We start from the raw sequence: 24,682 nt of genomic DNA on the forward strand, positions 1-24,682 counted from the left end.
GAGGTGAACTCGCGGCATCACTATGCAATACCCGGGCGGATAAAGCTATGGGCCTTGGATAGTAGGGCGAAGTAGGCGAAGTGGGAGCGGAGTGGTCGCCCGCGGGCCGGTCAGGCCGTGGCGCCGAGCCAGAGGTCGGGGCCGAAGACCTCGTAGTGGACGTCCGCTGCCGCCACCCCGCGGGCCAGCAGGTCGCCCCGCACCGCGCGCATGAAGGGCAGCGGGCCGCACAGGTACGCCGTCACGCCCTCGGGCAGGTCCAGCGCCGTGACGTCCGCCCGGCCCTGACCGGCGCCCGAGGCGCCCGGCTCCTCGTACCAGAGGTGCAGCGTCGCCTGCGGCAGCGCGTCGACCAGGCGCAGCAGCTCCTCGCGGTGCGCGTGGCCGGCGGGGGAGCGGTCCGCGTGCACGACGGTGACCGGACGGTTCGCGCCGGTCGCGACGAGGTGGTCGAGCATCGCGAGCATGGGGGTGGAGCCGATGCCCGCCGAGGCCAGCAGCAGCGGACCGTCGCCCTCGGGCAGGACCAGGTCGCCGAACGGCGCCGAGACCGTGACCTGGTCGCCGACGCGGCCGTGGGCGTGCAGCCACGAGGAGACCTCGCCGGCGGGGTCGCCGTCGACGCGCTTGACGGTGATGCGCCACTCCGGACGGCCGGGTGCGGCGGAGAGGCTGTACTGGCGGATCTGCCGGGCGCCGTCGGGCAGCGTGACCTGCACGCTCACGTACTGGCCCGGACGGAACGCGGTCACCGGCCGGCCGTCCGGGTGGCGCAGCGAGAAGGAGACGGTGTCGGCCGTCTCCTCCTGGCGGCCGGCGATCTCCATCGGCTGCCAGACCTCGCCCTCGGCGACGCCCCGCTCCTGGTAGAGGCGGGCCTCCAGGGCGATCAGGGCGTTGGCCATCAGCCAGTACACCTCGTCCCAGGCCTGGGCGACCTCGGGCGTCACGGCCTCGCCGAGGACGTCCACGATCGCGGCGAAGAGGTGCTCGTGGACCACCTTGTACTGCTCGGAGGTGATCCCGAGGGAGGCGTGCTTGTGGGCGATCCGCGACAGCATGACGTCGGGGCGCGTGCCGGGGCTTTCCAGGAGCGCCCCGGCGAAGGCGGCTATGGAGCCGGCGAGGGCCTTCCGCTGGTCGCCGGTGGCCTGGTTACCGCGGTTGAACAGGTCCCGCAGCAGTTCGGGACGGGCCGCGAACAACCCCGCGTAGAAGCGCTCGGTGATCTCGTCGAGGGCGCCTCCGACGGCGGGGAGGGTGGCACGGACGACCGGGGTGGCCTGCTCGGACAGCATGACGACTCCATATCTGGTAAATGATCTTCGCATTTAAGGGCATGACGAACCGCGGCGCGCAGGGCGCGGGACGTCGAGGGGAGTGAAGCGGGGGGTCAGTCGCCGGGGCGGCCGGCGGAGAGCGCGACGAGGACCGGCCCGGTCGGGGACTCGACCAGATCCGCGACGGTCAGCGGGTCGAGCGTGCGGTAGAACGCCTCCTGCGCCTGGCGCAGCGCGCCCCGCAGCCGGCAGGCCGTCCGCAGCGGGCACGGCGGGTCGCCCTCGCAGGCCACCACCTCGTCGTCGCCCTCCAGGGCCCTGGTCAGCCAGCCGACCGAGGACCGGCGGCCCAGCTCGGTGAGGGTGAGGCCGCCGCCCCGGCCGCGCCGCGCCTCGACGACGCCCAGGTGCTGCAGTCGGGTGACCACCTTCGCCATGTGGGCGTAGGGCACGGCCATGGTCTCCGCCACCTCGCGCGTGGTGGGGGAGGCGTCCTGCTCGGAAACCGCCAGGCGCATCACGGCACGCAGCGCCAGGTCGGTGAATTTCGTCAACCGCACGCCGCGACCGTATCAAAGGCGTATTTCGGAGTCGTATTAAGGGGGGTGATAGGACAGTGGGTGCTCCCGGTCGGGAAAGTGCTTCCGGTCGGGAGGGTGCTTCCGGTCGGGAGGGTGCCTCCGGTGGGGAGGGCGCGTCCGATCCGGGCGGGCCGTCAGGAGAGGATCTTGGCCTTCGCCCTCTGGAACTCCTCCTCCGTGATGGCTCCCTTGTCCTTCAGGTCCGCGAGCCGTGCCAGCTCGTCCACGCTGCCGCCCTTGCCGGCGCCCGCCGACGTGCCCGCCGTCTTGCGGATGTAGTCCTGGAAGGCCGCCTCTGTGTCCTGGGCCTGCTGGACGTCGCGCCGGGTCATGCCCTTGCCGCGGGCGATGACGTAGACCAGTACGCCGAGGTAGGGCAGCACGATGCAGAAGATCAGCCAGCCCGCCTTGGCCCAGCCGCTCGACTCGTGGTCGCGGAAGATGTCCGTCACGACCTTGAAGAGCAGGAAGAGCCACATGATCCAGAGAAAGAACCAGAGCATGGTCCAGAAGAGGTCGAGAGCGGGGTAGTCGTCCATGCCTCTCCTCCGTTTCCCGCGGAGGCCGGGGCGGCCACGCGTACCAGCGAGTCTTGCCGAAGCCTCGCCGGCCCGCATGTCGTGATCCGCTCCGGGGGTCAGTGCCCGCGCGACCGCAGGGCCGCGAGCGCGCGGTCCGCGTGGGCGCTCATGCGCAGTTCGCTGCGGACGACCTCCAGGACCCTGCGGTCCTGGTCGATGACGAACGTGACCCGCTTGGTGGGCGCCAGCGAGAAGCCGCGCTTGACCCCGAAGCGCTCGCGGATCTCTCCCGAGGGGTCGGAGAGCAGCGGATAGCCCAGCGAGTGCCGGTCGGCGAACTCCCGCTGGCGCGCCACCTCGTCCGTGCTGATGCCGACGGGCCGGGCGCCGACCGCCTCGAACTCGCCCGCGAGGTCACGGAAGTGGCAGGCCTCCGCGGTGCAGCCGGGGGTGAGTGCCGCCGGGTAGAAGAAGAGGACGACGGGGCCCTCGGCCAGCAGTCCGGAGAGCGAGCGGGACTGCCCCGTCTCGTCCGGAAGGGTGAAGTCCTCGACGATGTCACCGACGTTCATGCGCCCGGAGGCTACCCCACTCGGCTACCGCTCGGTAGGTGCGGGGTCATGGACGCGGGGTCAACAGTCCCGCGCGGCCTGGAGGAGCCGGTCGCGGACGAGCGTCACCTGCGGGTTGTCCTGGGCCCCCGGACGCCCCACCAGATAGGCGGTGTTGATGGGCGGGTCCTCGGGGTCGAGCAGGGCCACGAGGCGCCCCGACGCGAGTTCCGCCCGGCACAGATAGCGCGGCAGCACGCCGAACCCCGCGCCCGCGGTGACGGCGGCGAGCACGCCGCGCAGGTCGGGCACCGTGACGGCGGCCTCCCCGGTGAGCCGGCGCCCGAAGACGTGCCGCCAGTACCGCCGGGCGATCGGCAGGTCCTCGGCGTACATCACCATGGGGACGCCGCGCAGCGCGCCCGGGCCCTCCGACGCGAGCGCCGTCAGGTCGATCCGCCGCGCCCGGTCCGGGGAGGCGACCAGGACGAACTCCTCGTCGGACAGCGGCACCGAGACCAGCGCGCGCCCCCGCGGGCGATAGGTGGCGACCACCAGGTCGTGGTGCCCGGCCCGCAGCCCGTCGAGCAGCTCGTCCGTGAGTCCCAGCGTCACCCGGAGCCGTACGCCGTCGTCCACCAGCGGCGCCAGGGCGGGCAGCGCGCAGGCGGAGAGGAACTCCGCGGGGCCCGCCAGGTGGACGGGTCGCGGCACCGGCCGGGCGCCCCCCGGGCCCTGGTCCGCGACCGCCGACAGCTCGTCGATCGGCCCCGCGACCCGCGCGGCGAGCTCGTCGGCGTACGGCGTCGGCGCCGTCCCGCGCGGTCCGCGTGCGAACAGCTCCCGCCCGAGCCGCCGTTCGAGGGCCTGTATCTGTGTGGTCACCGTCGGCTGGGACAGGCTCAGAAGCCGCGCGGCGGCCGTGAAGGAGCCGGTGCGGTGCACGGCCAGGAAGGTCCGTAGCAGCGACAGGTCGAGCGGCCCGCGCGACGACGGCGCGGCCGACCGGACCTCCGGGTCGTCCGCCGGACCGGCGTCGGACCCGGGGCGGCCCTGTCCATTCCGCTGCCTATGGCTCACGTCGGCCAGCATAAGCAGACCGATGACACGGCCCTACCGGCGGCCGACCTCCTGCCGATGACCGTCCCTACCGATGGCCGCCCTCCTGCCAGAGGCCGGCCTCCCACCGATGGTCGCCCTGCTACCGGTGGCCGACCTCCTGCCGGTGGCCGATCCCCTGCCGGTGGCCGACCCCCTCCCGGGCCTCGCGCTCGGTGAGGATGCCGAGCACCTGCTCGCCCCAGCGCACGTTCTCCTGCTCGAAGGCCATACCGCGCATCAGCGTGAGATACGGCCCCACCCGCGCGGTCTCGCGCAGGTACGAGGCCTCGTCCCGCCCGTCGAGCAGCCGGTCACGGAGGCGTTCGTAGCGCGCGAGCTTCGCCCGGGCCGCCGCCATCCGCTCCCGCACGTGCTCGCGCACCGCCGCCGTGTCGCCCTCGTCGCACGCCTGGACCTGGACCATCAGCTCGTCGCGGACCGCCGTCGGCTTCGGCGGGTGCGCGGTGTACGCGACGAGATCCGCGAGGCCCGACTCGGTGAGGGTGAACATGCGCTTGTTGGGGCGGCGTTCCTGCTGCACCACCCGCGCGGTGATCAGACCGGCCTCGGAGAGCCTGTCGAGCTCCCGGTAGAGCTGCTGCGGCGTGGCCGCCCAGAAATTGGCCACGGACACGTCGAAGAGCTTGGCCAGGTCGTACCCCGACGCCTCGCCCTCCAGGAGAGCCGCCAGGACCGCGTGCTTGAGAGACATCCGGACAAACTAGCAGTCGATTGAATAGTTTCCTCCACACCTATTCACCCGAGAAAGACCTGGTGAGGGGCGGGGTCCAGGCCGCGTGGCGGAGGATCGCCCGGACCGCGGCACCCGACGGCGCCAGCCGCAGCAGCGCGTTGCGCAGGGGGACCGCGAGCGGGTGACTCAGCTGCTGGCCCATACGCCCCGCCCTGCGGGCCGCGGCGGCGACCGCCGTCGTCCGGGGCCGGCGCTCGGCGTCGTACCGGGCGAGCGCGCCGTCGACGTCCGCCACCCCGTCGAGCCGCGCCGCGAGGACGACGGCGTCCTCCAGGGCCTGGCAGGCGCCCTGGCCGAGGTTCGGGGTCATCGCGTGGGCGGCGTCGCCGAGCAGCACCACCCGGCCGGCGACGAAGGACGACAGCGGAGTGGCCAGTTCGGCGATGTCGTGGTGGAGGACGTCCTCGGCGCGGGTCGCCGCGAGCAGCTCGGGGATCGGGGCGTGCCAGTCGGCGAAGCGGTCGCGGAGCACGGCGAGCGGGTCGGGGTGGCGCACCCCGGCGGGCGCGTTGAGGACCGCGTGCCATTCGGCCCGGCCGTCCGCGAAGGCGATGTGGCCGAACTCGGCCCCGCGCCCCCAGGTGAGCTCGAAGTCGGTACGGAGGTCCACCGGGCGCGCGGTGATGGCTCGCAGCACGGTCGAACCGCTGTGCACCGGGCCGGGGTGGGAGGGGAACAGGGCGCTGCGGATGCGGCTGCCGATCCCGTCGGCGGCGACGACGAGATCCGCCGCCGGCGGCTCGCCGTCCTGCCCGGTCTCCACCCGGACCCGGTCGCCGCGCAGCGGGGTGGCGGCCGAGACGGTCACGCCCGTGCGCAGGGCCCCGGGTGGCAGCGCCGCGCGCAGCAGCCGGTGGAGCTCCGAGCGGGGGATGCCCACGATGGGCGAGCCGACGGCGCGTTCGAGCGCGGTGCCGTCCATCCGGGCCAGCCAGGACCCGCCCGGCGTGCGGGTGCCGCCGGTGTACTGGCCGCGCCCGGCGGCCCGTACGGCCGCGCCGACGCCGAGTGCGTCGAGGGCGCGGATGCCGTTGGCGGCGAGCGAGATCCCGGCCCCCGCGTCGGCGAGGACCGGCGCGCGGTCGACGACCGTCACCTGCCAGCCGATGCGCCGGAGTCCCAGGGCGGCGGCGAGCCCGCCGATCCCCGCGCCGACGACCACGGCGGTGCGTTCCATGGCTGATACCCCTCTCCTGCCAGGCTTCTACATCTGTAGAAAGCTCATCCGGGGCAGCGTAACCCCTTGCTTCTACAGGTGTAGAAAGAGGGGGTGACTTCCTCCGATCGCCGCACTCTGCTCGCCGACGCCGCGCTGGGCGTCCTCGCCGACGCCGGCATGCGCGGTCTCACCCACCGCGCCGTCGACGCCGCCGCCGGACTGCCGGCGGGGACCACCTCGGCCTACTTCCGCACCCGTTCGGCGCTGCTCACCGCGCTGGTCCGCCGGCTGGTGGAGCTCGACCAGGCCGAGCTCCGTGCGGCCGCCGAGCGCGCTCCCCGGCTCCGTACGGCCGCCGACCTCGTCGACGGCCTCGCCGCCCTGGTGGCCGCCCGGACCCGCGGGGAGGGGCGGCGCCGGTCGCTCGCCCGCTACGCGTGCGTCCTGGAGAGCGTGCGAGACCCCGAACTGCGGGACATCCTGGTGCCGAGGGAGAACCCGGGGCGCGACGCGGTCCGGTCCTTCCTGGCCGCCCGTGGCGTCGCGGATCCCGAGGCCCGCACGCTCACCCTGCTCGCCTGCGTGGACGGACTGGTCCTGGACCGGGTGGTCGCCGGAGAGGAGACGGTGGGCGGGGGAACCGAGCAGATCGAGGGGCTCGTGGCCGCGGCCCTCCGGCCGTGAGCGCGTGGACGCGTGGGCGTCCGCCGGTCCGATGTCAGCAAGGGAGCGAGCTCCGATGGACGGCAAGGGAAGCATGGACACCGACGCGTTCGTCTACACGACGTACATCCGCACCACCCCCGACGAGCTCTGGAAGGCGCTGACCGACCCGGCCCTCACCCGCCGCTACTGGGGCGTGGCCTTCGAGACCGACTGGGCCGTGGGCTCGCCCATGGTGTGGGAGGAGGGCGGGCGGACCACCTCGGACCCCGCCCAGGTCGTCCTCGCCGCCGACACCGGCCGGCTCCTCTCGTACACCTGGCACACCTTTACATCCGAGTGGGCCGAGGCCGTCGGCATCGGTGACGAGGTCTACGCCCGTCTCGTCGAGGAGGGGCGCTCCAAGGTCAGCTACGTCATAGAGCCGGCCGGCGACATGGTCAAGCTGACCGTCGTCCACGACGACCTGGCGCCCGGCGGCACCATCCGAGGCCTCGTCGCCGAGGGCTGGCCGGCGCTGATCTCCAGCCTGAAGTCGCTCCTGGAGACGGGCGAGGAACTGCCCGAGGTCCCGCGCTGACCTCACCCGGCCGGGCGAACCCGGGCCGCCGCGTGCGCCCGTGAACGCGCCCGGCACGGCCGCCGGCCGCGTCGTGGGTATCCAGCTTCCGCCGCCCGCCGCCGCACCACCCCGGCGGGCGCCTCGCGTTGGTGCTTTCGAGTCGTCTCGCGGGCCTCTCGCGCGCCACGCCAGGTCGGTTGATCATCTTTTCCGTCTGTCATCCCTTTTCATGGCAACGGTCAGAACAGGTCAGCACCGGCGAGAAGGGGTGGGTGTCCGACATGTTGTCTCGCGGGAACATCAAGGAGTGGAGCGCGCTGTCCGTCGCCGTCGGAGCGGCGCTCGCCCTCAACGCGACCCAGCCCGCGGCCGTCGGCGCACGGACCACCCCCGCCCGCAGCGTGCTCGTCTCCGTCGGCGTCTGCCCCGCCGACGGTGCGCTGTGCAGCGCGCGCCGCCGCAACACGGTGTTCGACGGCCGGACGCTCGCCCTCGACCCCCGGACCGCCGCACGCCCCCTCGACCTCGTCCTGCGCACCACCGGGCGGCTCGCCGACGTCACCGTCACCGACCACGAGGGACGCCGCGTCGCCGGCACGGTGACCCCCGACGGCAACCACTGGACCAGCGTCGCGCCGCTCGCCGCCGGTGGCCGGTTCACCGCAAGCCTGCTCGTCGAACGCACCGACGGCGCCGGGCCGCCGCGCCGTCACGCCCTGCTCCACCTGCGCACCCCCGCCGCACCCGCGGGCGCGCGGCTCACCGCCGAACTCGGCCCCGGCGCCGGCACGTACGGAGTCGGCCAGCCCCTCACCGCCGAGCTCAGCCACCCCGTCCCCGCCATCGCCACCGGCGCGCGCCGTACGGTCGAACACGCCCTCCAGGTCAGCTCCGAGCCCCACGTCGAAGGCTCCTGGCACTGGGTCGGGCCCACCACCCTGCACTACCGCCCGCGCGACTACTGGCCCGCGCACACCACCATCCGCGTCCGCAGCGAACTCGACCGGCTCCCCGTCACCGACCACCTGTACGGCGGCCCCTCCGCCCCCCTGACGCTCACCACCGGCGACCGGATCGAGGCCGTCACCGACGTCGCCGCGCACACGATGACCGTCCTGCGCGACGGCCGGGTCGTCCGCACCATCCCGGTCACCACCGGCAAGGCCGGCTACCGCACCCGCGGGGGCGTCAAGGTCGTCCTCGGCAAGGAGGCCACCGTGCGGATGCGCGGCGACTCCATCGGCATCGCCCGCGGCAACAGGGACTTCTACGACCTGAAGGTCCGATGGGCCACCCGGGTGACGTGGAGCGGCGAGTACCTGCACGCGGCCCCCTGGTCGCTGGACGCGCAGGGCGCCGAGGACGTCAGCCACGGCTGCACCGGCATGAGCACCGAGGACGCCGCCTGGCTCTACCGCACCGTCCGCGAGGGCGACGTCGTCCGGGTGGTCAACGGCTTCGGCGAGAAGATGACGCCCTTCGACAACGGCTACGGCGACTGGAACCTCAGCTGGCCCGAGTGGGGCCGCGGCAGCGCGTTCGGCGTCGCCGCCGAGGACGCCGCCGCCGGCGCACTCCGCCCCGCCCTCTGACCGGACGACACCCGGCAGCCCTGGCGACCCGGCCCCCCGCGCCCCGCGCCCCGACCCCCGCCCCAGCCCCGTGACGACCGGACCGACCCGAAGACGCACCGAGGAGCCATGATGACGGAGATCACGAAGGTCGAACTCGCCGACGGCGTGCTCTACGTGGAGGCGCAGCCGCTCGGCCCCGCCGGTCAGGACACCGCCGAGCCGGAGGGGCGCGGCGACCGGCTGCCCGACCTGTCGCGTGTCACCGGCGCCCTGGCCTCCTTCGCCGCCCAGCTCGGCGACGCCCTGCACCAGGCCGCGCCCGAGCGGGCGACCGTTGAGTTCGGGTGCCAGCTCGGCATCGACAGCGGCGCGCTCACCGCGCTCGTCGTCCAGGGCAGCACGAGCGCCAACCTGCGCGTCACCCTGGAGTGGGTGAAGAAGCGGGTCTGACGGCGCCGCCGCGCGCTTCAGACCCGCGCCGCCGCCGGGCGGTTCAGACCCGGCCGCCACCGGCCGTGTCGGAGGACAGCCGCTGGGCCGCGTAGATCGGCAGCACGGAGAGCAGCACGAGCAGCGCGGCCACCACGTTGACGACGGGGGCCTGCTGGGGCCGGGTCATGTTGTCGAAGATCCACAGCGGCAGGGTCTGCACGCCGGGCCCCGCGGTGAACGTGGTCACCACGACCTCGTCGAAGGAGAGCGCGAAGGCCAGCAGGCCGCCCGCGAGCAGGGCCGAGCGCAGCAGCGGGAAGGTGACGTCCCAGAAGGTGCGGAAGGTGTGCGCGCCCAGGTCCATCGCCGCCTCCTCGTACGAGCCGGGCAGCCGGCGCAGCCGTGCGACCACGTTGTTGAAGACCACCACGATGCAGAACGTCGCGTGCCCGACGATCACCGTGAAGAGGCCGAGGCCCACCCCGAGCGGTTCGAGGACCGTGCCGAAGGCCGAGTTGAGCGCGATGCCGGTGACGATGCCGGGCAGCGCGATCGGCAGCACCACCGCGAACGACACCGCCTCGCGCCCGAAGAAGGTGTGCCGCTGGACGGCGAAGGCGATGAGCGTGCCGAGCACGAGCGCCACGGCGGTGGCGGCCAGGCCCGCCCGCACCGAGGTCCACAGGGCCTCGCGCGCCCCCTCGTTGTCCCAGGCGGCGGCCCACCACTTCAGGGTGAGCCCCGGCGGCGGCCAGCTCGCCGAGCGGTCCGGGTTGAGCGAGCCGACCAGGACGAGCAGCAGCGGCAGGTAGATCACCGCGAAGCCGAGCCCGGCCGCGGTGCGCAGCGCGATCCGCGCGGGGCGGGAGAGGTTCATCGGGGGCGGTCCTTTCGGCCTTGGTGGAGAGGCGACTTCTGGTCACAGGCTGCGCAGTGCCCCGGTGCGGCGCACCGCGAGCAGGTAGAGCACGATGACGGCCACCGGCACCGTGCCGAGCGCGGCGGCCAGCGGCAGGTTCAGGGTGACGTTGGAGTAGACGAGGTTGCCGATCAGCTGGGTCTTTCCGCCGACGATCTGCACGGTGATGTAGTCGCCCAGGCTGAGCGAGAAGGTGAACACCGATCCGGCCGCGACCGCCGGCCACACCAGCGGCAGCACCACCGAGAGGAAGGTCCTTCCGGCCCGTGCCCCGAGGTCGGCCGAGGCGTGCAGCAGGTTGTCCGGCAGCTGTTCGAGCGCGGTGTGGATCGGCAGGATCATGTACGGCAGCCACAGGTACGTCAGCACCAGGACGGTGGCGGTGAGCCCGTACCCCGGACCGCTCAGGCCCAGCGGCCGCAGCGCCCAGTCGAGCGGCCCGCCCTCGGAGAGGATCAGCCGCCACGCGTACACCTTGACGAGGTAGCTGGCCCACAGCGGGGTGAGGATCGCGACCACGAGCAGCGGCCGGCGCCGAGGACTCGCGACCCGGGCGGTGTAGAAGGCGAGCGGGAAGGCGATGACGGCGCACAGGACGGTGACGGCCAGGGCGACGCCGACCGTGCGCAGGGCCACCGTGCGGTAGACGGGGGAGCTCACGAGCTCCTGGAAGTTCTGCCCCGACCAGACGCGGACCACCTCGGAGGTGAACGAGTCGGTGGTCCAGAAGGCGGACAGGAACAGGGCGGCCAGCGAGCCCAGATAGGCCAGCACCAGCCACAGCAGCGGCGCGGTGAGCAGCGCGGCGAGCCGGACCCGGGGCCGCCGGTGGAGGGCCCCGGCGAGCCGCCGGACCGGACCGGGGAACCGGTCGGCGTCGGCGGCCCGCGTGACGGGGGTGAGCGAGGTCATGCGGCGGGTCAGCCCTTGATCTCGTTCCAGGCCTGCACCCACTTGGCGTACGGGACGCAACGGGCGTCCGTGCGGCCGTCGAGGCACTGCTCGATGGGCGTGGTCCAGAAGTGGACGTTCTTCCAGTAGGCCTCGTCGGTGGCGTGGAAGGTGGCGCAGTGGGCCTTGTCCGAGGTCTCGGCACAGGACTTGGCGTTGGCCGGGGCCTCGCCGAAGTACTCGGCGACCTGGGCGTTGGCCTTCGGCGACACGATCCAGTCGAGCCACTTGTAGGCGCAGGTGGGGTGCTTGGCCTTGGCGGAGACCATCCAGGTGTCGGACCAGCCGGTGGAGCCCTCCTTGGGCAGTACGGCCTCGACCTTGGCGCCCTCGGACTTGGCCAGGTTGGCGATGACCTGCCAGCTGGTGCCGACGACGGAGTCGCCGCTCTTGAAGGCGGAGATCTCCTTCAGGTAGTCGCTCCAGTACTCGCCGACGTGCTTGTTCTGCGTCTTGAGGAGCCCGACGGCGGCGTCGAACTGCTTCTGGTCGAGCGCGTAGGGGTTCTTGATGCCGAGCTCCGGCTTGGTGGCCTTGAGGTACAGCGCGGCGTCGGCGAGGTAGATGGGGGAGTCGTACGCGGTGACCTTGCCGCTGTGGGCGGAGGCCTGGTCGAAGACGGCGGACCACGAGTCCGGGGCGGGGGTGACCTTCGTCGTGTCGTACATGAGCAGGTTGGCGCCGCGGCCGTGCGGGATGCCGTAGGAGACGCCCTTGACGGAGTTCCACTCCTTGTCCTTCAGCCCGGCGAAGACGTCCGCGTAGTTCGGGACGAGCGCGGTGTTGACCGGGGCGGCGTCGCCGGAGGCGATCAGGCGCAGGGAGGCGTCCCCGGAGGCGGAGACGGCGTCGTACGCGCCGGTCTTCATCAGCGCGACCATCTCGTCGGACGTGGCGGCGGTCTTGGCGTTCACCTGGCATCCGGTCTGCTTCTCGAAGCCGGTCACCCAGTCGACCTTCGGGTCGTTGGAGCCGTCCTCGACGTAGCCGGCCCAGGCGATGAGGTTGACCTGCCCCTCGGGCGCGCCGAGGGACGTGGGGGCCTTGAGGTCGGGCGGGTTGAGGCCGCCGGACTTGCCGGACCCGGCCTGGTCGGCCGAGCCGCAGGCGGTGACGAGCAGCAGACCGGAGACGGCGGCGGCCGTCAGGAGCGAGCGGTGCAGGCGCACGGGGTTCTCCGTTGCGTGAGGGTGCGGTACGAGGAGTGGTGCAGGGCGAGCGGTGCGAGCCGCGCCAAGGCCGGGGGATCGAGGCCTGACGGGCTGACGGGCTGACGGGCTGACGGGCTGACGGGCTGACGGGCTGAGGGACTGACGGGCTGACGGGCTGACGGGGCCCGGGACTACAGGCCCTCCGGGACCCGCACCGCGTGCCGTGGGTGCCACCGGAGCCCCACCCGGGCGCCGCGGTAGGCGGCGAGGTCGGCGGAGGAGGTCTCCAGGTTCTGCTGGACGGCGGTGAGCCGGCCGCCGGCGTCGAGGTCGACGAGGAAGCGGGTGGCGTCGCCGAGGTAGACGACCTCGGCGACGGTGCCCGCGGCCCGCGCGTGGCCCGCCTCCGCGGGCGCGTCCGGGTCCTTGACGACCCGGATCTTCTCCGGCCGGATGCTGTACGTGCCGGACGCGCCGACCAGGGTGCGGGCGGTGTCGCCGCTGAGGAGGTTCGAGGTGCCGACGAACCCGGCGACGAAGGGGGTGGCGGGGCGCTCGTAGATCTCGGCGGGCGGGCCGACCTGTTCGATCCGGCCCTCGTGGAAGACGGCGATGCGGTCGCTCATCGTCAGGGCCTCCTCCTGGTCGTGGGTGACGAACACGAAGGTGATCCCGACCTGCCGCTGGATCGCCTTGAGCTCGACCTGCATCTGCTCGCGCAGCTTGAGGTCGAGGGCGCCCAGCGGCTCGTCGAGCAGCAGCACCCGCGGACGTCCGACCAGGGCGCGGGCCAGGGCGACGCGCTGGCGCTGGCCGCCGGACAGCTCGCCCGGGCGGCGCCGGCCGAGACCCTCCAGCCGGACCTGCGCGAGGGCCGCGCGGGAGCGCACCAGGCGCTCGGCCTTGGGGACGCCGCGGACCTTCAGGCCGTAGGCGACGTTCTGCTCGATCGTCATGTGCGGGAAGAGCGCGTAGTCCTGGAAAACGGTGTGCACGTCACGCTCGAACGGGGCGAGGCGGGTGACGTCCTGGCCGGCCAGTTCGACCGTGCCCGCGGTCGGCGTCTCGAAGCCGGCGATCATCCGCAGCACGGTGGTCTTGCCGGAACCGGACGGGCCGAGCATCGAGAAGAACTCCCCGTCGGCTATCTCCAGCTCCACCCCGGCCACCGCTTCGGTCCGGCCGTAGCTCTTGCGGAGTCCTGAGAGCCGGATCGCCATTCCCTCCATGATCGGGAACCTTTCTGGTGCGGGGGCGCGTTCTGACGAGTGGGCGTAAACATATGAAGTCATAGTTCAAATCTCAAGACCCCCTTAAGGTAAAGCCTGAGTCAACGCGCGAGGTGGTGGACGTGAGACCGGACGGCAGACAGGGCGGCGGTGTACGGGGCAGTGCGCGCAGGGCGGTTTTCGCCCCCGTCGACACCCGGGCCCGGGTCGACACCGTGGTGCGCCGCATCGGCGACGCCATCGAGCTCGGACTCCTCGCCGACGGCGAGCAGTTGCCCGGCGAGACCGAGCTCGCCGGACAGCTCGGCGTTTCCACGGTGACCCTGCGCGAGGCCCTCATGGCGCTGCGCCAGCAGGGCCTCGTCACCACCCGGCGCGGACGTGGCGGCGGCAGCTTCGTCACCCTCCCCGAGGGACCGCCGGAGGAACGGCTGCGCGCACGGCTCGCCGACTGGTCGACGGAAGAGCTGCGCGACCTCGGTGACCACTGGGCCGCCGTCTCGGGCGCGGCCGCCCTGCTCGCCGCCCGGCGCACCCAGCCCGGCGACCTGCGCCCGCTCGTCCGGACCGTCGACGACCTCGCCCACGCCGAGGACCCCGCGGCACGCAGCCGGTTCTACGGCCGCTTCCACGTGGAACTCGCCGCCGCCGCGCAGTCCGCCCGCCTCACCCGCGAGGAGATCGCCCTCCAGGCCGAGTTGGGCGCGCTGCTCGTGCTCGTCCTCGACGACACCGCGTATCTCGAATGCGTGGCGGATCGTCACCGCTCCGTGATCTCCGCCGTGCAGGATGAGGCCGACGAGCGCGCCAGAATGCTGGCCGAGCGGTGCGTACGCGAATCCGTGGGCCGGCTGGTCGCCCTGCGGCTCGCGCCCCCGACCCGCGCACCCGAGCCGCGTCCCGAGGAGGACACCGATGGCCAGGACGACCGGGCTCGCCCGCCTCACCGGAGCCGCCCCTGACCCGACCGGCGGGCTCGCCGAGGCGGTCTCGGAACGGGTCCGCGACACCCTCGAAGGCGTCTTCGCCGCCGTCGCCGCCACGGGCGCCGACACCGAGGCCCTGCTCTCCGCGGTGGGTTCGGCCGGCGGGGCCCCGGTCTCCGCCGACCTCGCCGCCCTCAGGCCCGGCCTCCACCGCCGGCTCGCTGACCACCCGCTCGTCTCCGGCGTCGGCTTCGTCGCACGGCCCGGCCTGCTCGCCGACGTGCCCGCCTGGCTGGAATGGTGGCAGCGGGGTCCCGACGGCGGCGTCCGCCCGCTGCTGCTCGACCTCGACCCCGAGCACTCCGCGTACTCCGACTACACCCACTGGGACTGGTACGAGCTCCCCCGCGAGACCGGCCGCCGGGCCGTCGCCGGTCCCTACGTCGACTACCTCTGCTCCGACGAGTACGGGCTCACCCTCTCCGCACCCGTGCACGCCGGTGGCGCGTTCGCCGGGGTCGCCGCCGCCGACGTCTATCTGCGCCACTTCGAGGCGGCCGTGCTCCCCGTGCTCCAGGAACTGCCCGTTCCGGCCCGCCTGGTGAACGCGCGCGGCCGGGTCGCCGCCTCCACCGACCCGGCCCATCTCGCCGGCTCCCTCACCAAGGGACCCGACTTCCACGCGGTGCTCGCCGCACCCCCGGCCGTCCACCGCCACGGCGCCCTGCGCCTGACGCCCTGTACCGGCACCCCGCTGGTGCTCGTCACACCGGAGCGGTGAACGAGCCGGGTCACCCCTGGCGGTACTCGACCGTCAGCGTCACCGGCGCCGCCTGGTTGACGAAGAGGTACGCCGTCGAGGCGGGCGCCGACGCGAAGCCGAGCCGCAGCTGCGTCGTCCCGCTCCGGTCCAGGGCCGCGAGCGCCGCCGGCGTCAGATCGGTGGACACGGCGCTCCCCGAGGAGAACGCGGCGATCTCCGCCGCGCCCGCCACCGTCGCCGGCGCCGACCAGTCACCGGCCTCCACGGCGCATCCGCCGAAACAGCCCGTACGCACGTCCACGAGCAGCCGGTTGCCGGCCGGCGAGGCCCAGGGATCGCCCGAGCCGCTCGACCGGGACACCGTCAGATACGCCCGCGTCACCTCCGCGCCCGCCGGGATCCTCGACGTGTCGAAGGACAGCAGCGTCCGGTTCACGTTCCCGTCCGTGCCCCGGCCCAGGGCGAAGCCGTACAGGTCCTCCAGCGTCCCGACCGCCGCCCCCGAGCCGTCGGCCGCCGCCTTCACGTAGCCGTCCTGCGCGTCCACGCTCGACAGCGTCACCGAGCCGCCGCCGGCGGGCGGCGGGGGAGTGCCGCCGCGCAGCGCCCGGACCATGCCCATCACGGCCTCGATCTGCTTCCCGCCGTGCCGCGCGTACGCCGCGTCGCCGAGATAACCCCACCAGTTCCAGCAGCCGTTGGGGTTCTCCAGCGTGCTGGTGGGGGCCGCCTGCGGATAGAGCACGACCATCGCGTTCGTGTCCGCGTACTCGTTCAGAAAGCTTCCCTCGACGAAGCGGGTCCCGAAGCCCTGGTAGGCGTACCCCTGCTTGCAGCCGTGCAGCGCCACCATCAGCGAGCAGGCCGCGCCGCCCGCGCAGGAGGCGGGAACGTACGCGAAGCCCTCGTCGCCCATCGACAGGGCCGCGGCCGAACCGCCCGGCGCGTACGCGTTCTGGTCGAAACGGATCAGCGTCCCCGAGGGGGCGGCGGCGGGCGTCGCCACGGACCCCAGGAGATGTCCGAGCAGCTCGCGCTCGGCGTCGACGCCGCAGTCGTTCAGGAACGGGGTCCGGGTCACCCCGCACGTGTTGGGGCCGAGCGGACTGATCCAGGCGTGGCCGGCCGCGGTGCCGCGGTTGTAGAGGACCCGGGCGCCGAGGTGCGCGTAGTAGTCGGAGAGCGCGGTCGCCACCGGCTGCCGGACCGTGGAGTCGTTGGTCCCGCTGAAGACGTACACCGGGTCGCCCGCCAGATTGGATATCGGATCCACCAGCCCTTGCGCCGACCGGTCGCGGGTGAGCTGCTCCAGCTGCGCGAGCTGGAGGTTCTGCGTGGTGTCCATGCACGCGTTGAGCGCGGTGGGAAGGCTGTTGCGGGCGCAGTCGTAGGGGCCGGAGGCGAAGGCCGCAGAACCGGACACCGTCCCGGAGTAGGCCACGTGCAACTGGGTGGCCATGTAGCCGCCCGAGGAGACGCCGGCGGTGTACACCGCGCCGATGTTGTACGGCGTCAGGGTGCCCGGCACCGGGGCCGGGGCGGCGGCCGCCGCCGGGGACGCGGGCGCGGCGAGGAACAGAGTGGTGACGGCGGACAGCAGCAGCGCCGCCAGACGCCGTGCCCGTGAGGGGTGGGGGGCTCGTGCTCGTATGGGTCGCATCAGGACTCCCGTGCGGCTCGGACGGGTGGGGATGCGCCGGAGCGTAGGGGTGGCGCGATCCCGCCCCCTATGGGCCCGGGAGCCACAAACGACCGGGCGGAGTATGGCGTGCCACGACCTGGCAGCCCGCGCCCGCCCCGACCGGACGACCCGCGGGGACCCCCCGGGAGCACCCCCGGGGAGCACCACGACGCCGTCCGGGCCGGGGTCAGTCGTTGACGGCGGTCAGCAGCACCACCGCGTCCTCCAGAGCGGTCAGCCCATGGCGCTCCTTCGGGATCATCTGGAGCTGGCCGGCCACCAGTTCCTCCGCCCGTCCGGACGCCGTCAGCTCCACCCGGCCCCTCAGCACCTGGAGGCTCGCCGCGGGCGGCGCGTTGTGCTCGTCCAGCGACATGCCCGCGATCAGGGCGATCACGCTCTGCCGCAGCACCCCGTCGTGCACCACCAGATGGGCGCTGCGGCCGTGTGCGTCAGCACGCGCCTTCGCCAGGTGCTCGTCGACGAGGACGGCGAGGTCGAAAGGTTCGGGCTGCTGCATCGTTTCTCCCTGCGGGTGCGCGGACCGGTATCCCCAGCGTTGCGCGTACCCGCCGTCACGCAACTCGGGACCCCCGCCCCCCGGCCGACAGCCCGAGCACCGCGAACCCCGCGGCCGCGAGCAGCACCGCCGTCCAGCCGCGCGCCCCGTACAGCCAGGCCGCCGTCAGCGAGCCGAGTGCGCCACCGCCGAACGTGGCCAGCATGAACACCGTGTTCACCCGCGCGGCCACGTCCCGCCCGAGCCCGAGCACCCGCGACTGGTTCGCCACCTGGCACGAGCTCGTCCCCAGCACCACGAGCCCGGCGCCCGCGACCAGCGCGGGCGGGGAGTCGGACGCGAGGCCGGCGACGGCCAGACCGAGCACCACGCACCCCAGCGCCCCGCGCCCGACCGGCCCAGCGCCGTACCGGTCGGTGAGCGGCCCGGCGTACGCCGAGGCCAGTGCCGCGGGAACGGTGAGCAGACCGAACAGACCCGCCGCGCCCGGCCCGTACCCCAACGGAGGGGCGGCCAGATGGAAGACCAGCGCCGCCCAGAACACGCTGTACGCGGCGAACACGCACGCGCCCCGCAGCGCCGACACCCGCAGCGCGCGGTGCTCGCCGAGCAGCCGCGGCAGCCCGGCGAGCATCCTCCCGTACGGGACGCGGGGCCGGTCCGCCACGCCGAGCCGCTCCGGCAGAGCGCGCGGCAGCACCCACAGCAGCGCCGCCGTCGCCGCCGCGGCCAGCAGATAGGCGGCCCGCCAGCTGCCGCTCACGTCGGAGACCGCGCCCGAGACCGTACGGGACAGGGTGGATCCCAGCGTCAGGCCCAGGCCGATGACCCCGACCACCCGGCCGCGCCGCTCAGCTCCCGCGAGGGCGGCCGCGACCGGCGTGAGGATCTGCGGCAGCACCGTCGTGGTCGACAGGGCGAGCGTCGCGAGGACCAGCGTCAGGACGTTCGGCGCCGCGGCGGCGACCAGCAGCGCCGCGCTCGTCGCCAGGAGCAGCAGTCGGGTGAGCCGGCGCAGCCGAGCGGTGTCGGCCAGCGGCACGAGCAGCAGGATGCCCAGCGCGTAGCCGAGCTGCGCCGCGGAGGCGACCAGGCCGGCCGTCCGGTCGGAGACGTCCAGACCGCCGGCGACAGCGGCGAGCAGCGGCTGCGGGAAGTAGATGTTCGCCACCGTCACCGCTCCGGCCACGGTGAGGACCAGGACGTTCACGGGGGCCGGAGCGGGACGCGCGGCGGCGCGCGGGCGGGAGAAGGGGAGGGGCACGGGCCTCAGACTCCCGCCCCGCGCTCGGGGCGATCAAGGTGAAAGAATGCAAGCGGCGTTGAGCAGGACTTAATGATCGAGGCCGGCCGGAGGCGGACCGGGGGACGAAACCGGAGGCGGCGGGTGCTCGAACGGCACGAACTGGAGGCGTTCCTGACTCTCGGCGACGAGCTGCACTTCGGCCGCACCGCCGACCGCCTCGGCCTGTCCCCGGCCCGGATCAGCCAGATCGTCAAGAAGCTGGAGCGCCGCGTCGGGACCCCGCTGTTCGCCCGGACCAGCCGCAGCGTCGCCCTCACCCCGGTCGGCCGGCGCCTCCACGAGGAACTCCGCCCCGCCCACGCCCGGATCCTGGCCGCCCTCGAACGCGCCACCGCCGCCGGCCGCGGTCTGGTCGGCACCCTCCGCGTGGGCTTCGGCTCCCCCTGGGGCGGCGAACTGCTCGCCGCCACCGCCGACGCCTTCCTGGCCGGTCACCCCGGCTGCGAGCTGACCCTCCGCGAGGTGCCGACCGACGCCGGTACCCGCCCGGTCGAGGACGGCGAACTCGACCTCCAGTACGCGGCGTTCCCGGTCGACGTCCCCGGACTCACCGCCGGGCCGGTGCTCGTCCGGGAGGACCGGGTGCTGCTCGTCCCGGCCACCCACCCCTTCGCCGACCGGGCCTCGCTCGCCCTGGAGGACCTCGCCGGGCAGACCCTGGTCACCACCGGCCGCACCCACTCCCGCGCCTGGCGCGAGGCCCACTACCCGACCCGGACCCCGTCCGGCGCCGTCATCCACCACGGTCCGGCGGCCGCCACCTGGGAGGAGCTGCTGTCCCTCGTCGGCGCGGGCCGCGGGGTCGCCCCGGGCGCGGCACGCGGCGCCCGGTACCACCCGCGCCCCGGCATCGCGTACGTGCCCTTCCGCGACGCGCCGCCCCTCACGTACGGTCTGGTCTGGGCGACCGCCGGCGAGAACGCCCTGGTCAGGACCTTCGCCGAGACGGCGGCGCGTGTCCTCACCCAGGGAGCGGAGCCGCCGCGGCTACGGTGAGGCGGTGCAGCGCACCGAGGACCGGCTGACGCTCGCCGCGTTCGCCACCGTCTCGCTCCTCGCGGGCGGCAACGCGGTCGGCATCCGCTTCAGCGACCGTGAGCTCGACCCCCTGTGGGGCGCCGCCCTCCGCTTCGGCGCCGCCTCCCTGCTGCTGCTCGCCGTCATGGGCATCGGGAGGATGTCCTTCCCGAAGGGCAGGGCCCTCGCCGGGGCGGTCCTCTTCGGCATCCTCAACTTCGGCGTGACCTCCGCCCTGGTGTACTACGCCCTGGTCCGCCTCCACGCCGGATTCGGTCAGACCGTCCTGTCCGTCACGCCGCTGGCCACCCTGCTCCTCGCCGTCGCCCAGGGCCTCGAACGCTTCCGCGTCGCCGCCGCCGTCGGCACCGTCCTCGCCACGGCCGGCGTGGCCGTCATCTCCCGCACTCCGCTCGGCGGCGACGTGCCCGTGGGGTCCTTCCTCGCCCTCCTCGGCGGCGTGTGCTGCTTCGCGCAGGCGACGGTCCTGGTCCGGCGGCTGCCGCGGGTCCATCCCGTCACCATGAACGCCGTCGGCATGAGCGCCGCCTCCGTCCTCCTCCTCGCGGGTTCGGCCGCCGTCGGGGACACCTGGCACCTGCCGGAACGGGCCGCCACCTGGTGGGCGCTCGCCTACATGGTGGTGGCCGGCTCCGTCCTCACCTTCGTGCTCTACCTGTACGTGGTGCACCGCTGGAGCGCGTCCCGCGCCGCGTACGTCTTCGTCGTGATCCCCGTCGTCACGATCGTGCTCTCGGCCTGGCTCGACCACGAACCCCTCCCCGCCTCCCTCCTCCTGGGCACCCCGCTGATCCTCGTCGGCGTGTACGTGGGCGCGCTGCGGCGCAGGTCTCGGGGGACGGCGAGGGGCGAGCCCTAGGGACGTCTCCTGTTTAGGGGCCGAGGACCGCGGGCGGCGGGCTCCACCTTCGTTTGCGCGACACCGTGGACGACACCCCGTAGTCCTTCTTGAGGTGCTCGGGGATGGCGTAGTGCATGACCCGGCCGCGCGTGAGCGAGGACAGCTCGAACATCGTGGTGAGATGCCCGAGCCGGTCGAGGAGCCAGGCGCCGAGCGGCGAGCGGTCCTCGACCGTCTCCAGCACGCCCAGGAGGTGGGGCACCGCCTTGACGACCGTGTCCCACGACGTGCGGGGCACCTCCAGCCAGTCGGCGCACGTGTCGCCCACGAGATGCCGGACGAGCGCGGAGACGACGGGGTCGAAGAAGGTGCCGGGTACGACCTCCTCGTACAGCTCGATCAGCTGCCTGGTCAGCAGCGCCCCGTCCTCCGACGGCCCCATGTGCCGGAGCATGTACAGGTCGAGGAAGCGGCGCGCCTCGTCCAGGTTCTTCGGCACGGCCTCCTGGTCGACGCCCAGCATGGCGCCGACCACCCGCCAGGCGTAGGCGTAGGCCTCCGCGCCCTCCGTCGACATGTGGATGCCGAGCCGGTGCAGGCTGTCGAGGACGAGCATCGAGAAGAACATCTGCCCGCCGATCATGTCCTCCTGACAGATCGGCACCCCGAGACCGGCGACGTCCCAGCGGTCCTCCCGGCGCAGGTGGTGCCGGATCGAGGCGTGCAGCAGCCGGACCTTCTGCGCGGCCGGAACGAACCGGCTGCCCGCCTCGAAGGCGTCCGGCCGCATCAGGTACACCGTGAACTGGCCGGTCTCCGCCATGCGCTTGGCCGGGTACTTCAGACCGTGCGTCGTCGCGAGCAGCTTCGCCACGTGCGGGACGAGGTAGCAGGCCGGCATCGCCGCGAACGACAGCGCGGTGGTGATGTGCACGTCGTTGTCGGTGAAGAAGAGCCGGGCCTGCTCCATCACGCCCCAGTCCACCCAGCTCGGCGGCGCGGCCGTGACGTGCAGATACTCCCGGGCGACCTCGGGCAGACCGTCCGGCAGCGGAGCGCCGGCCGTGGAGACGTAGCGCATCAGGGTGTTGAAGGTGCCGACCTCCCCCCGCTCGAAGAGGGTGGCGACAGTGGCGTCGGCGAGCTCGTCGCCGGCCTGACGCAGGGCGTCCAGCGACGCCTCGGTGTGGATCATGCGGGCTCCTTCGGGGCTCCGTTGACAGGGAGGGCTCCGGTACGGGGGTCAGGACAGCCGGGTCGACGCGGAGTGCGCCAGGGACGTCAGCGCGGCGAGCGCCACCGGCGGCGCGTCGATCTCGTCGAGGACGCGGAGGGCCTCCTCCACCCGGGCGGCGATCAGGTCCTCCACCCGCTCCGGGGCCTTCAGGACCCGCATCAGCGCGCGCACGTCCTCCGGATCCGTGTCGTCCCGGCCCAGCAGTGCGGCGAGCCGCTCGCGCTGCGCGGTGTCGGCGACCCGCCAGGTCTCCGCCAGCAGGGCGGTCGGCCGGGACCCGCGCAGGTCGTCGGCGGTGGCCTTGCCGGTGCGCGCCGGGTCCCCGAACAGGCCGAGCAGGTCGTCGCGCAACTGGAAGGCCTCGCCGAGCGGCAGCCCGTACGCGGAGTAGCCCTCGGCCAGCCGCGGGGCGGCCCCGGCCAGGGCGCCGCCGATCAGCAGCGGCTGCTCGACGGTGTACTTCGCGGTCTTGTAGCGGATCACCTGGAGCGAGGCCGCCACGTCCGGCGCGGCGCCCGTGCGCAGGATCTCCAGGCACTCGCCCGCGATCAGCTCCCGGGCGAGCGCCGCCCACAGCGGGCGCGCCCGGCCGAGGAAGGCGACGGGCAGTCCGCTGGTGACGAACAGCTGCCCGGCCAGCGACATCAGCAGGTCGCCGACCAGCATGGCGAGGGACCGGGCCGCGTCGTCACCCTCCGGGTGGTGCGCCACGGCGGCGCGCAGGGCCCGGTGCGCGGTGGGGCGCCCGTGCCGCAGGGGACTGTCGTCGATCAGGTCGTCGTGCACGACCGCGGCCGCGTGCACCAGCTCCATGGAGGCCGCCGCACGGACCAGCGCGTCGCTGTCCGGCTGCCCGCCGCCCCGCCAGCCCCAGTAACAGAACGCGGCCCGCAGCCGCTTGCCGCGCGCGACCGCCGTCTCAAGCTGTTCGGCCACCGGCGCGAGGGACGGGTCGACGTCGACCAGACGGTCCGCCTCCTGGGCGACGAAACGCCGCAGCACCTCGTCGACGCGGGCCTTGAACGCGGCCGGGTCCCAGGACTCAGCCATCTTCGCGGGACCGCCGCTCCAGCACGTGCCGGGCGAGCACCTCCAGGTGGGCCGGAGGCGACGCCGCGTACCGGTCGAGCGCCAGCCGCCCGCGCGCCAGCAGGTCCTGCTCGGCGTCCTCGACCAACTGCGCGGTGTCCGAGCGGCGTAACAGCCCGCGCACCGTCCCCAGCGCCGATCCCAGCGTGCTCGCCGCCAGATCCGCGAGCCCCGCCACGAGCAGGACCGCCTGCTCGTCCCTTCCCCCGCCTCGACCGCCACTGTCCGTTCGCATCGTCATGGATCAAGCGTGTCGGTGCCTCCGCGAGGCACGCGGGGGAAACTCACGAACGAGTGAACGCGTGGCCGGCCCCGCCGCCCCGCCCCGACGCCCTACCCCGCCGTCAGAGCGCCCGTCAGGTGGTCGTAGGCCACGTGCGCGTGCAGCCGGACCCCGGTCACCAGGGTGTCGTCGTCCGCGTAGAAGCGCGGATTGTGGTTGGTGACCAGGCCGCGCCCGCCCGGTACGGGGACGGGGTGCCCGGCGGCGTCCAGCGTCGCGTCCTGGACGCCCAGCATCACGTACAGGCCGCCGAAACGGTTCACGAACTCGGACACGTCGTCGTAGCCGAGCGTCGCTCCGGTCTCGACGACCCGCTCCTCGCCGACGACCCGTCGCAGGGTCGGCAGCCCCGCGGCCACCCACGCGGCGGTGTTGTGCACCGGGGGCACCGCCTGCAGGAAGTCGACCGCCGCCGTGGCGCCGTACGCGGCGGCCGAGTGCTCCGCGAGCGTGGTGAGCCGCCGCTGGACCGCCGCCATGTCCGACTCCACCGCGCAGCGGACGGTGCCCCACAGCGTGACGGTCTGGCCGATGATGTTGAACCGGCCGACGTCCTCGACGTGCCCGATGGTGACCGTGACGGCGTCGTAGGCGGAGACCTGACGGTAGATCTGCCCGATCCCGGTGAGGATCGCACCGGCCGCGGGCATCGGGTCCACGCCCTGCCAGGGCGTGGACCCGTGCACCTGCTCGCCCGTGACGACGATCCTGACGAGGGTCGAGGCCGCGTACTGGTTGCCGACGTGGTAGCCCAGACATCCCTTGGGATACGGGGTGACGTGCAGGCCGAACACCATGGTCGGCACCGGGTCGGCGAAGGCGCCCGCGGCCACCATGGCCCGGGCGCCGCCCTCCTCCGTGACCGGCGGTCCCTCCTCGGCCGGCTGGAAGACGAACAGGACGGTGCCGCCGAGCCGTTCGCGCGCCCCGGCGAGCACGCTCGCCGCGCCCATCAGCATCGCGGTGTGGCAGTCGTGCCCGCAGGCGTGCGAGACCGGGAACGGGCCGCCCGGGTAGTCGGCGTCCACCGTCTGCGACGCGAAGTCGGCCCCGCACAGGTCCTTGACCGGCAGCGCGTCGGTGTCCGCCCGCAGCGCGACCGTGTACGGGCCGGGCTGGCCGCTGCGGAGCACCCCGACCACGCCGTGGCCCGCGATGCCGGTGCGGACCTCGTCCAGACCGAGGGACCGGAGGTGGTCCGCGACCAGCGCGGCCGTCTTCTCCTCCCGGTTGGACAGCTCGGGGTGCCGGTGCAGGTGCCGGCGCCAGGCGATCACCTGCGGCGCGAGCTTCTCCGCGGCCCGGTCGAGCTCCGCGTACACCTCGTCCGCCTCGGAGCGTGGGGGTTCGGTGAACACCAGGGCCTCCGTCTCGCCGGTGGGAAGGACGTCCCGCACCAGCTTCGCACGCGGGAGTTGCGCGCGCGGGGCGTACGACCACGCGGGGGCCGGGGCCCTGGCCTGTCGGGCCGGGTCCCGGGTCACCCGCGCGGCCGGGGCGGACCGGGCGGGTCGGGGGCCCGGGTCCTGGGCGCGGGCCGGGTGGGCCGGCGCCTCCTGGGTCACCGGCG

General features: G+C 73.7%; 26 protein-coding genes. 8 read left to right on the forward strand and 18 right to left on the reverse strand.

The features are described from left to right. Positions 1-110: 110 nt before the first annotated feature. The 7 genes from ACIGXE_RS07285 to ACIGXE_RS07315 all read right to left on the reverse strand — a co-directional run bounded on the left by ACIGXE_RS07285 (position 111) and on the right by ACIGXE_RS07315 (position 5,965). Entirely contained in the window at positions 111-1,298 is a 1,188-nt protein-coding gene (locus tag ACIGXE_RS07285; RefSeq protein WP_399744398.1) for a globin domain-containing protein, read from the reverse strand. A gap of 95 nt (positions 1,299-1,393) precedes the next feature. Next, positions 1,394-1,840 carry an RrF2 family transcriptional regulator gene (locus ACIGXE_RS07290; RefSeq protein WP_399744399.1) on the reverse strand — a complete coding sequence of 149 codons (447 nt, stop codon included), beginning with the start codon at positions 1,838-1,840 and terminating at the stop codon, positions 1,394-1,396. A 155-nt stretch (positions 1,841-1,995) separates the two neighbouring features. Further along, positions 1,996-2,400: an SHOCT domain-containing protein gene (locus ACIGXE_RS07295; RefSeq protein WP_399744401.1), complete on the reverse strand. Its 405-nt coding sequence runs from the start codon at positions 2,398-2,400 to the stop codon at positions 1,996-1,998. A 98-nt stretch (positions 2,401-2,498) separates the two neighbouring features. Further along, positions 2,499-2,954: a peroxiredoxin gene (locus ACIGXE_RS07300; protein ID WP_399744403.1), complete on the reverse strand. Its 456-nt coding sequence runs from the start codon at positions 2,952-2,954 to the stop codon at positions 2,499-2,501. Positions 2,955-3,014: 60 nt separating this feature from the next. After that, positions 3,015-4,013, reverse strand: a complete 999-nt coding sequence (locus ACIGXE_RS07305) for a LysR family transcriptional regulator (RefSeq protein WP_399744405.1) — start codon at positions 4,011-4,013, stop codon at positions 3,015-3,017. 121 nt (positions 4,014-4,134) lie between these two features. Then, entirely contained in the window at positions 4,135-4,746 is a 612-nt protein-coding gene (locus tag ACIGXE_RS07310; RefSeq protein WP_399744407.1) for a PadR family transcriptional regulator, read from the reverse strand. Positions 4,747-4,786: 40 nt separating this feature from the next. Continuing rightward, positions 4,787-5,965, reverse strand: a complete 1,179-nt coding sequence (locus tag ACIGXE_RS07315; protein ID WP_399744409.1) for an FAD-dependent monooxygenase — start codon at positions 5,963-5,965, stop codon at positions 4,787-4,789. Between the two features lie 159 nt (positions 5,966-6,124). Between ACIGXE_RS07315 and ACIGXE_RS07320 the strand changes: the two genes are divergently transcribed. The 4 genes from ACIGXE_RS07320 to ACIGXE_RS07335 all read left to right on the forward strand — a co-directional run bounded on the left by ACIGXE_RS07320 (position 6,125) and on the right by ACIGXE_RS07335 (position 9,196). After that, a complete protein-coding gene (locus ACIGXE_RS07320; protein ID WP_399745152.1) occupies positions 6,125-6,631 on the forward strand; it encodes a TetR/AcrR family transcriptional regulator in 507 nt (168 codons plus the stop codon). Between the two features lie 55 nt (positions 6,632-6,686). Then, on the forward strand, positions 6,687-7,190 hold the full coding sequence (locus tag ACIGXE_RS07325; protein ID WP_399744411.1) for an SRPBCC family protein: 504 nt from the start codon (positions 6,687-6,689) through the stop codon (positions 7,188-7,190). A gap of 263 nt (positions 7,191-7,453) precedes the next feature. Then, positions 7,454-8,764: an Ig-like domain-containing protein gene (locus ACIGXE_RS07330; protein WP_399744413.1), complete on the forward strand. Its 1,311-nt coding sequence runs from the start codon at positions 7,454-7,456 to the stop codon at positions 8,762-8,764. 108 nt (positions 8,765-8,872) lie between these two features. Then, positions 8,873-9,196 carry a CU044_2847 family protein gene (locus tag ACIGXE_RS07335; RefSeq protein WP_399744415.1) on the forward strand — a complete coding sequence of 108 codons (324 nt, stop codon included), beginning with the start codon at positions 8,873-8,875 and terminating at the stop codon, positions 9,194-9,196. Between the two features lie 43 nt (positions 9,197-9,239). Here ACIGXE_RS07335 and ACIGXE_RS07340 read toward each other — a convergent pair whose 3' ends face one another. From ACIGXE_RS07340 to ACIGXE_RS07355, 4 genes are all read right to left on the reverse strand, one after another. Further along, positions 9,240-10,055, reverse strand: a complete 816-nt coding sequence (locus ACIGXE_RS07340) for an ABC transporter permease (RefSeq protein WP_399744417.1) — start codon at positions 10,053-10,055, stop codon at positions 9,240-9,242. 42 nt (positions 10,056-10,097) lie between these two features. Continuing rightward, on the reverse strand, positions 10,098-11,009 hold the full coding sequence (locus ACIGXE_RS07345; RefSeq protein ID WP_399744419.1) for an ABC transporter permease: 912 nt from the start codon (positions 11,007-11,009) through the stop codon (positions 10,098-10,100). 8 nt (positions 11,010-11,017) lie between these two features. Further along, positions 11,018-12,217 (reverse strand): ABC transporter substrate-binding protein, encoded by a 1,200-nt coding sequence (locus ACIGXE_RS07350; RefSeq protein ID WP_399744421.1) that lies wholly within the window; start codon positions 12,215-12,217, stop codon positions 11,018-11,020. A gap of 173 nt (positions 12,218-12,390) precedes the next feature. Continuing rightward, on the reverse strand, positions 12,391-13,428 hold the full coding sequence (locus ACIGXE_RS07355; RefSeq protein WP_399744423.1) for an ABC transporter ATP-binding protein: 1,038 nt from the start codon (positions 13,426-13,428) through the stop codon (positions 12,391-12,393). A gap of 122 nt (positions 13,429-13,550) precedes the next feature. Between ACIGXE_RS07355 and ACIGXE_RS07360 the strand changes: the two genes are divergently transcribed. After that, on the forward strand, positions 13,551-14,390 hold the full coding sequence (locus tag ACIGXE_RS07360; RefSeq protein WP_399744425.1) for a FadR/GntR family transcriptional regulator: 840 nt from the start codon (positions 13,551-13,553) through the stop codon (positions 14,388-14,390). Beyond that, complete coding sequence (locus ACIGXE_RS07365) at positions 14,344-15,135, forward strand: cache domain-containing protein (RefSeq protein WP_399744427.1); 792 nt, start codon at positions 14,344-14,346, stop codon at positions 15,133-15,135. The genes ACIGXE_RS07360 and ACIGXE_RS07365 overlap by 47 nt, the downstream gene beginning before the upstream one ends. A gap of 10 nt (positions 15,136-15,145) precedes the next feature. On the opposite strand, the gene ACIGXE_RS07370 is transcribed toward ACIGXE_RS07365, so the two are convergent. From ACIGXE_RS07370 to ACIGXE_RS07380, 3 genes are all read right to left on the reverse strand, one after another. Next, positions 15,146-16,777: a PHB depolymerase family esterase gene (locus ACIGXE_RS07370; RefSeq protein ID WP_399744429.1), complete on the reverse strand. Its 1,632-nt coding sequence runs from the start codon at positions 16,775-16,777 to the stop codon at positions 15,146-15,148. Between the two features lie 208 nt (positions 16,778-16,985). Continuing rightward, positions 16,986-17,318 carry a cupin gene (locus ACIGXE_RS07375; protein WP_399744431.1) on the reverse strand — a complete coding sequence of 111 codons (333 nt, stop codon included), beginning with the start codon at positions 17,316-17,318 and terminating at the stop codon, positions 16,986-16,988. A 55-nt stretch (positions 17,319-17,373) separates the two neighbouring features. Then, the gene (locus tag ACIGXE_RS07380; RefSeq protein WP_399744433.1) at positions 17,374-18,582 is read right to left on the reverse strand and encodes an MFS transporter; all 1,209 of its coding nucleotides are present in this window, start codon (positions 18,580-18,582) and stop codon (positions 17,374-17,376) included. A 123-nt stretch (positions 18,583-18,705) separates the two neighbouring features. Between ACIGXE_RS07380 and ACIGXE_RS07385 the strand changes: the two genes are divergently transcribed. Both ACIGXE_RS07385 and ACIGXE_RS07390 read left to right on the forward strand, forming a co-directional pair. Continuing rightward, positions 18,706-19,620, forward strand: a complete 915-nt coding sequence (locus tag ACIGXE_RS07385) for a LysR family transcriptional regulator (protein ID WP_399744435.1) — start codon at positions 18,706-18,708, stop codon at positions 19,618-19,620. Between the two features lie 4 nt (positions 19,621-19,624). Further along, positions 19,625-20,521: a DMT family transporter gene (locus ACIGXE_RS07390; protein WP_399744437.1), complete on the forward strand. Its 897-nt coding sequence runs from the start codon at positions 19,625-19,627 to the stop codon at positions 20,519-20,521. A 13-nt stretch (positions 20,522-20,534) separates the two neighbouring features. On the opposite strand, the gene ACIGXE_RS07395 is transcribed toward ACIGXE_RS07390, so the two are convergent. The 4 genes from ACIGXE_RS07395 to ACIGXE_RS07410 all read right to left on the reverse strand — a co-directional run bounded on the left by ACIGXE_RS07395 (position 20,535) and on the right by ACIGXE_RS07410 (position 24,677). Further along, entirely contained in the window at positions 20,535-21,698 is a 1,164-nt protein-coding gene (locus tag ACIGXE_RS07395; RefSeq protein WP_399744439.1) for an oxygenase MpaB family protein, read from the reverse strand. Between the two features lie 48 nt (positions 21,699-21,746). Further along, a complete protein-coding gene (locus tag ACIGXE_RS07400; protein ID WP_399744440.1) occupies positions 21,747-22,790 on the reverse strand; it encodes a polyprenyl synthetase family protein in 1,044 nt (347 codons plus the stop codon). Next, positions 22,783-23,070: a polyprenyl synthetase gene (locus ACIGXE_RS07405; protein WP_399744442.1), complete on the reverse strand. Its 288-nt coding sequence runs from the start codon at positions 23,068-23,070 to the stop codon at positions 22,783-22,785. Before ACIGXE_RS07405 ends, ACIGXE_RS07400 begins: the two co-directional genes overlap by 8 nt. Positions 23,071-23,162: 92 nt before the next feature. Next, the gene (locus ACIGXE_RS07410; RefSeq protein WP_399744444.1) at positions 23,163-24,677 is read right to left on the reverse strand and encodes a M20 family metallopeptidase; all 1,515 of its coding nucleotides are present in this window, start codon (positions 24,675-24,677) and stop codon (positions 23,163-23,165) included. Positions 24,678-24,682: the final 5 nt, after the last annotated feature.

It is taken from the genome of Streptomyces sp. NPDC053431 (genome assembly GCF_044544925.1).
Lineage (GTDB): Bacteria > Actinomycetota > Actinomycetes > Streptomycetales > Streptomycetaceae > Streptomyces.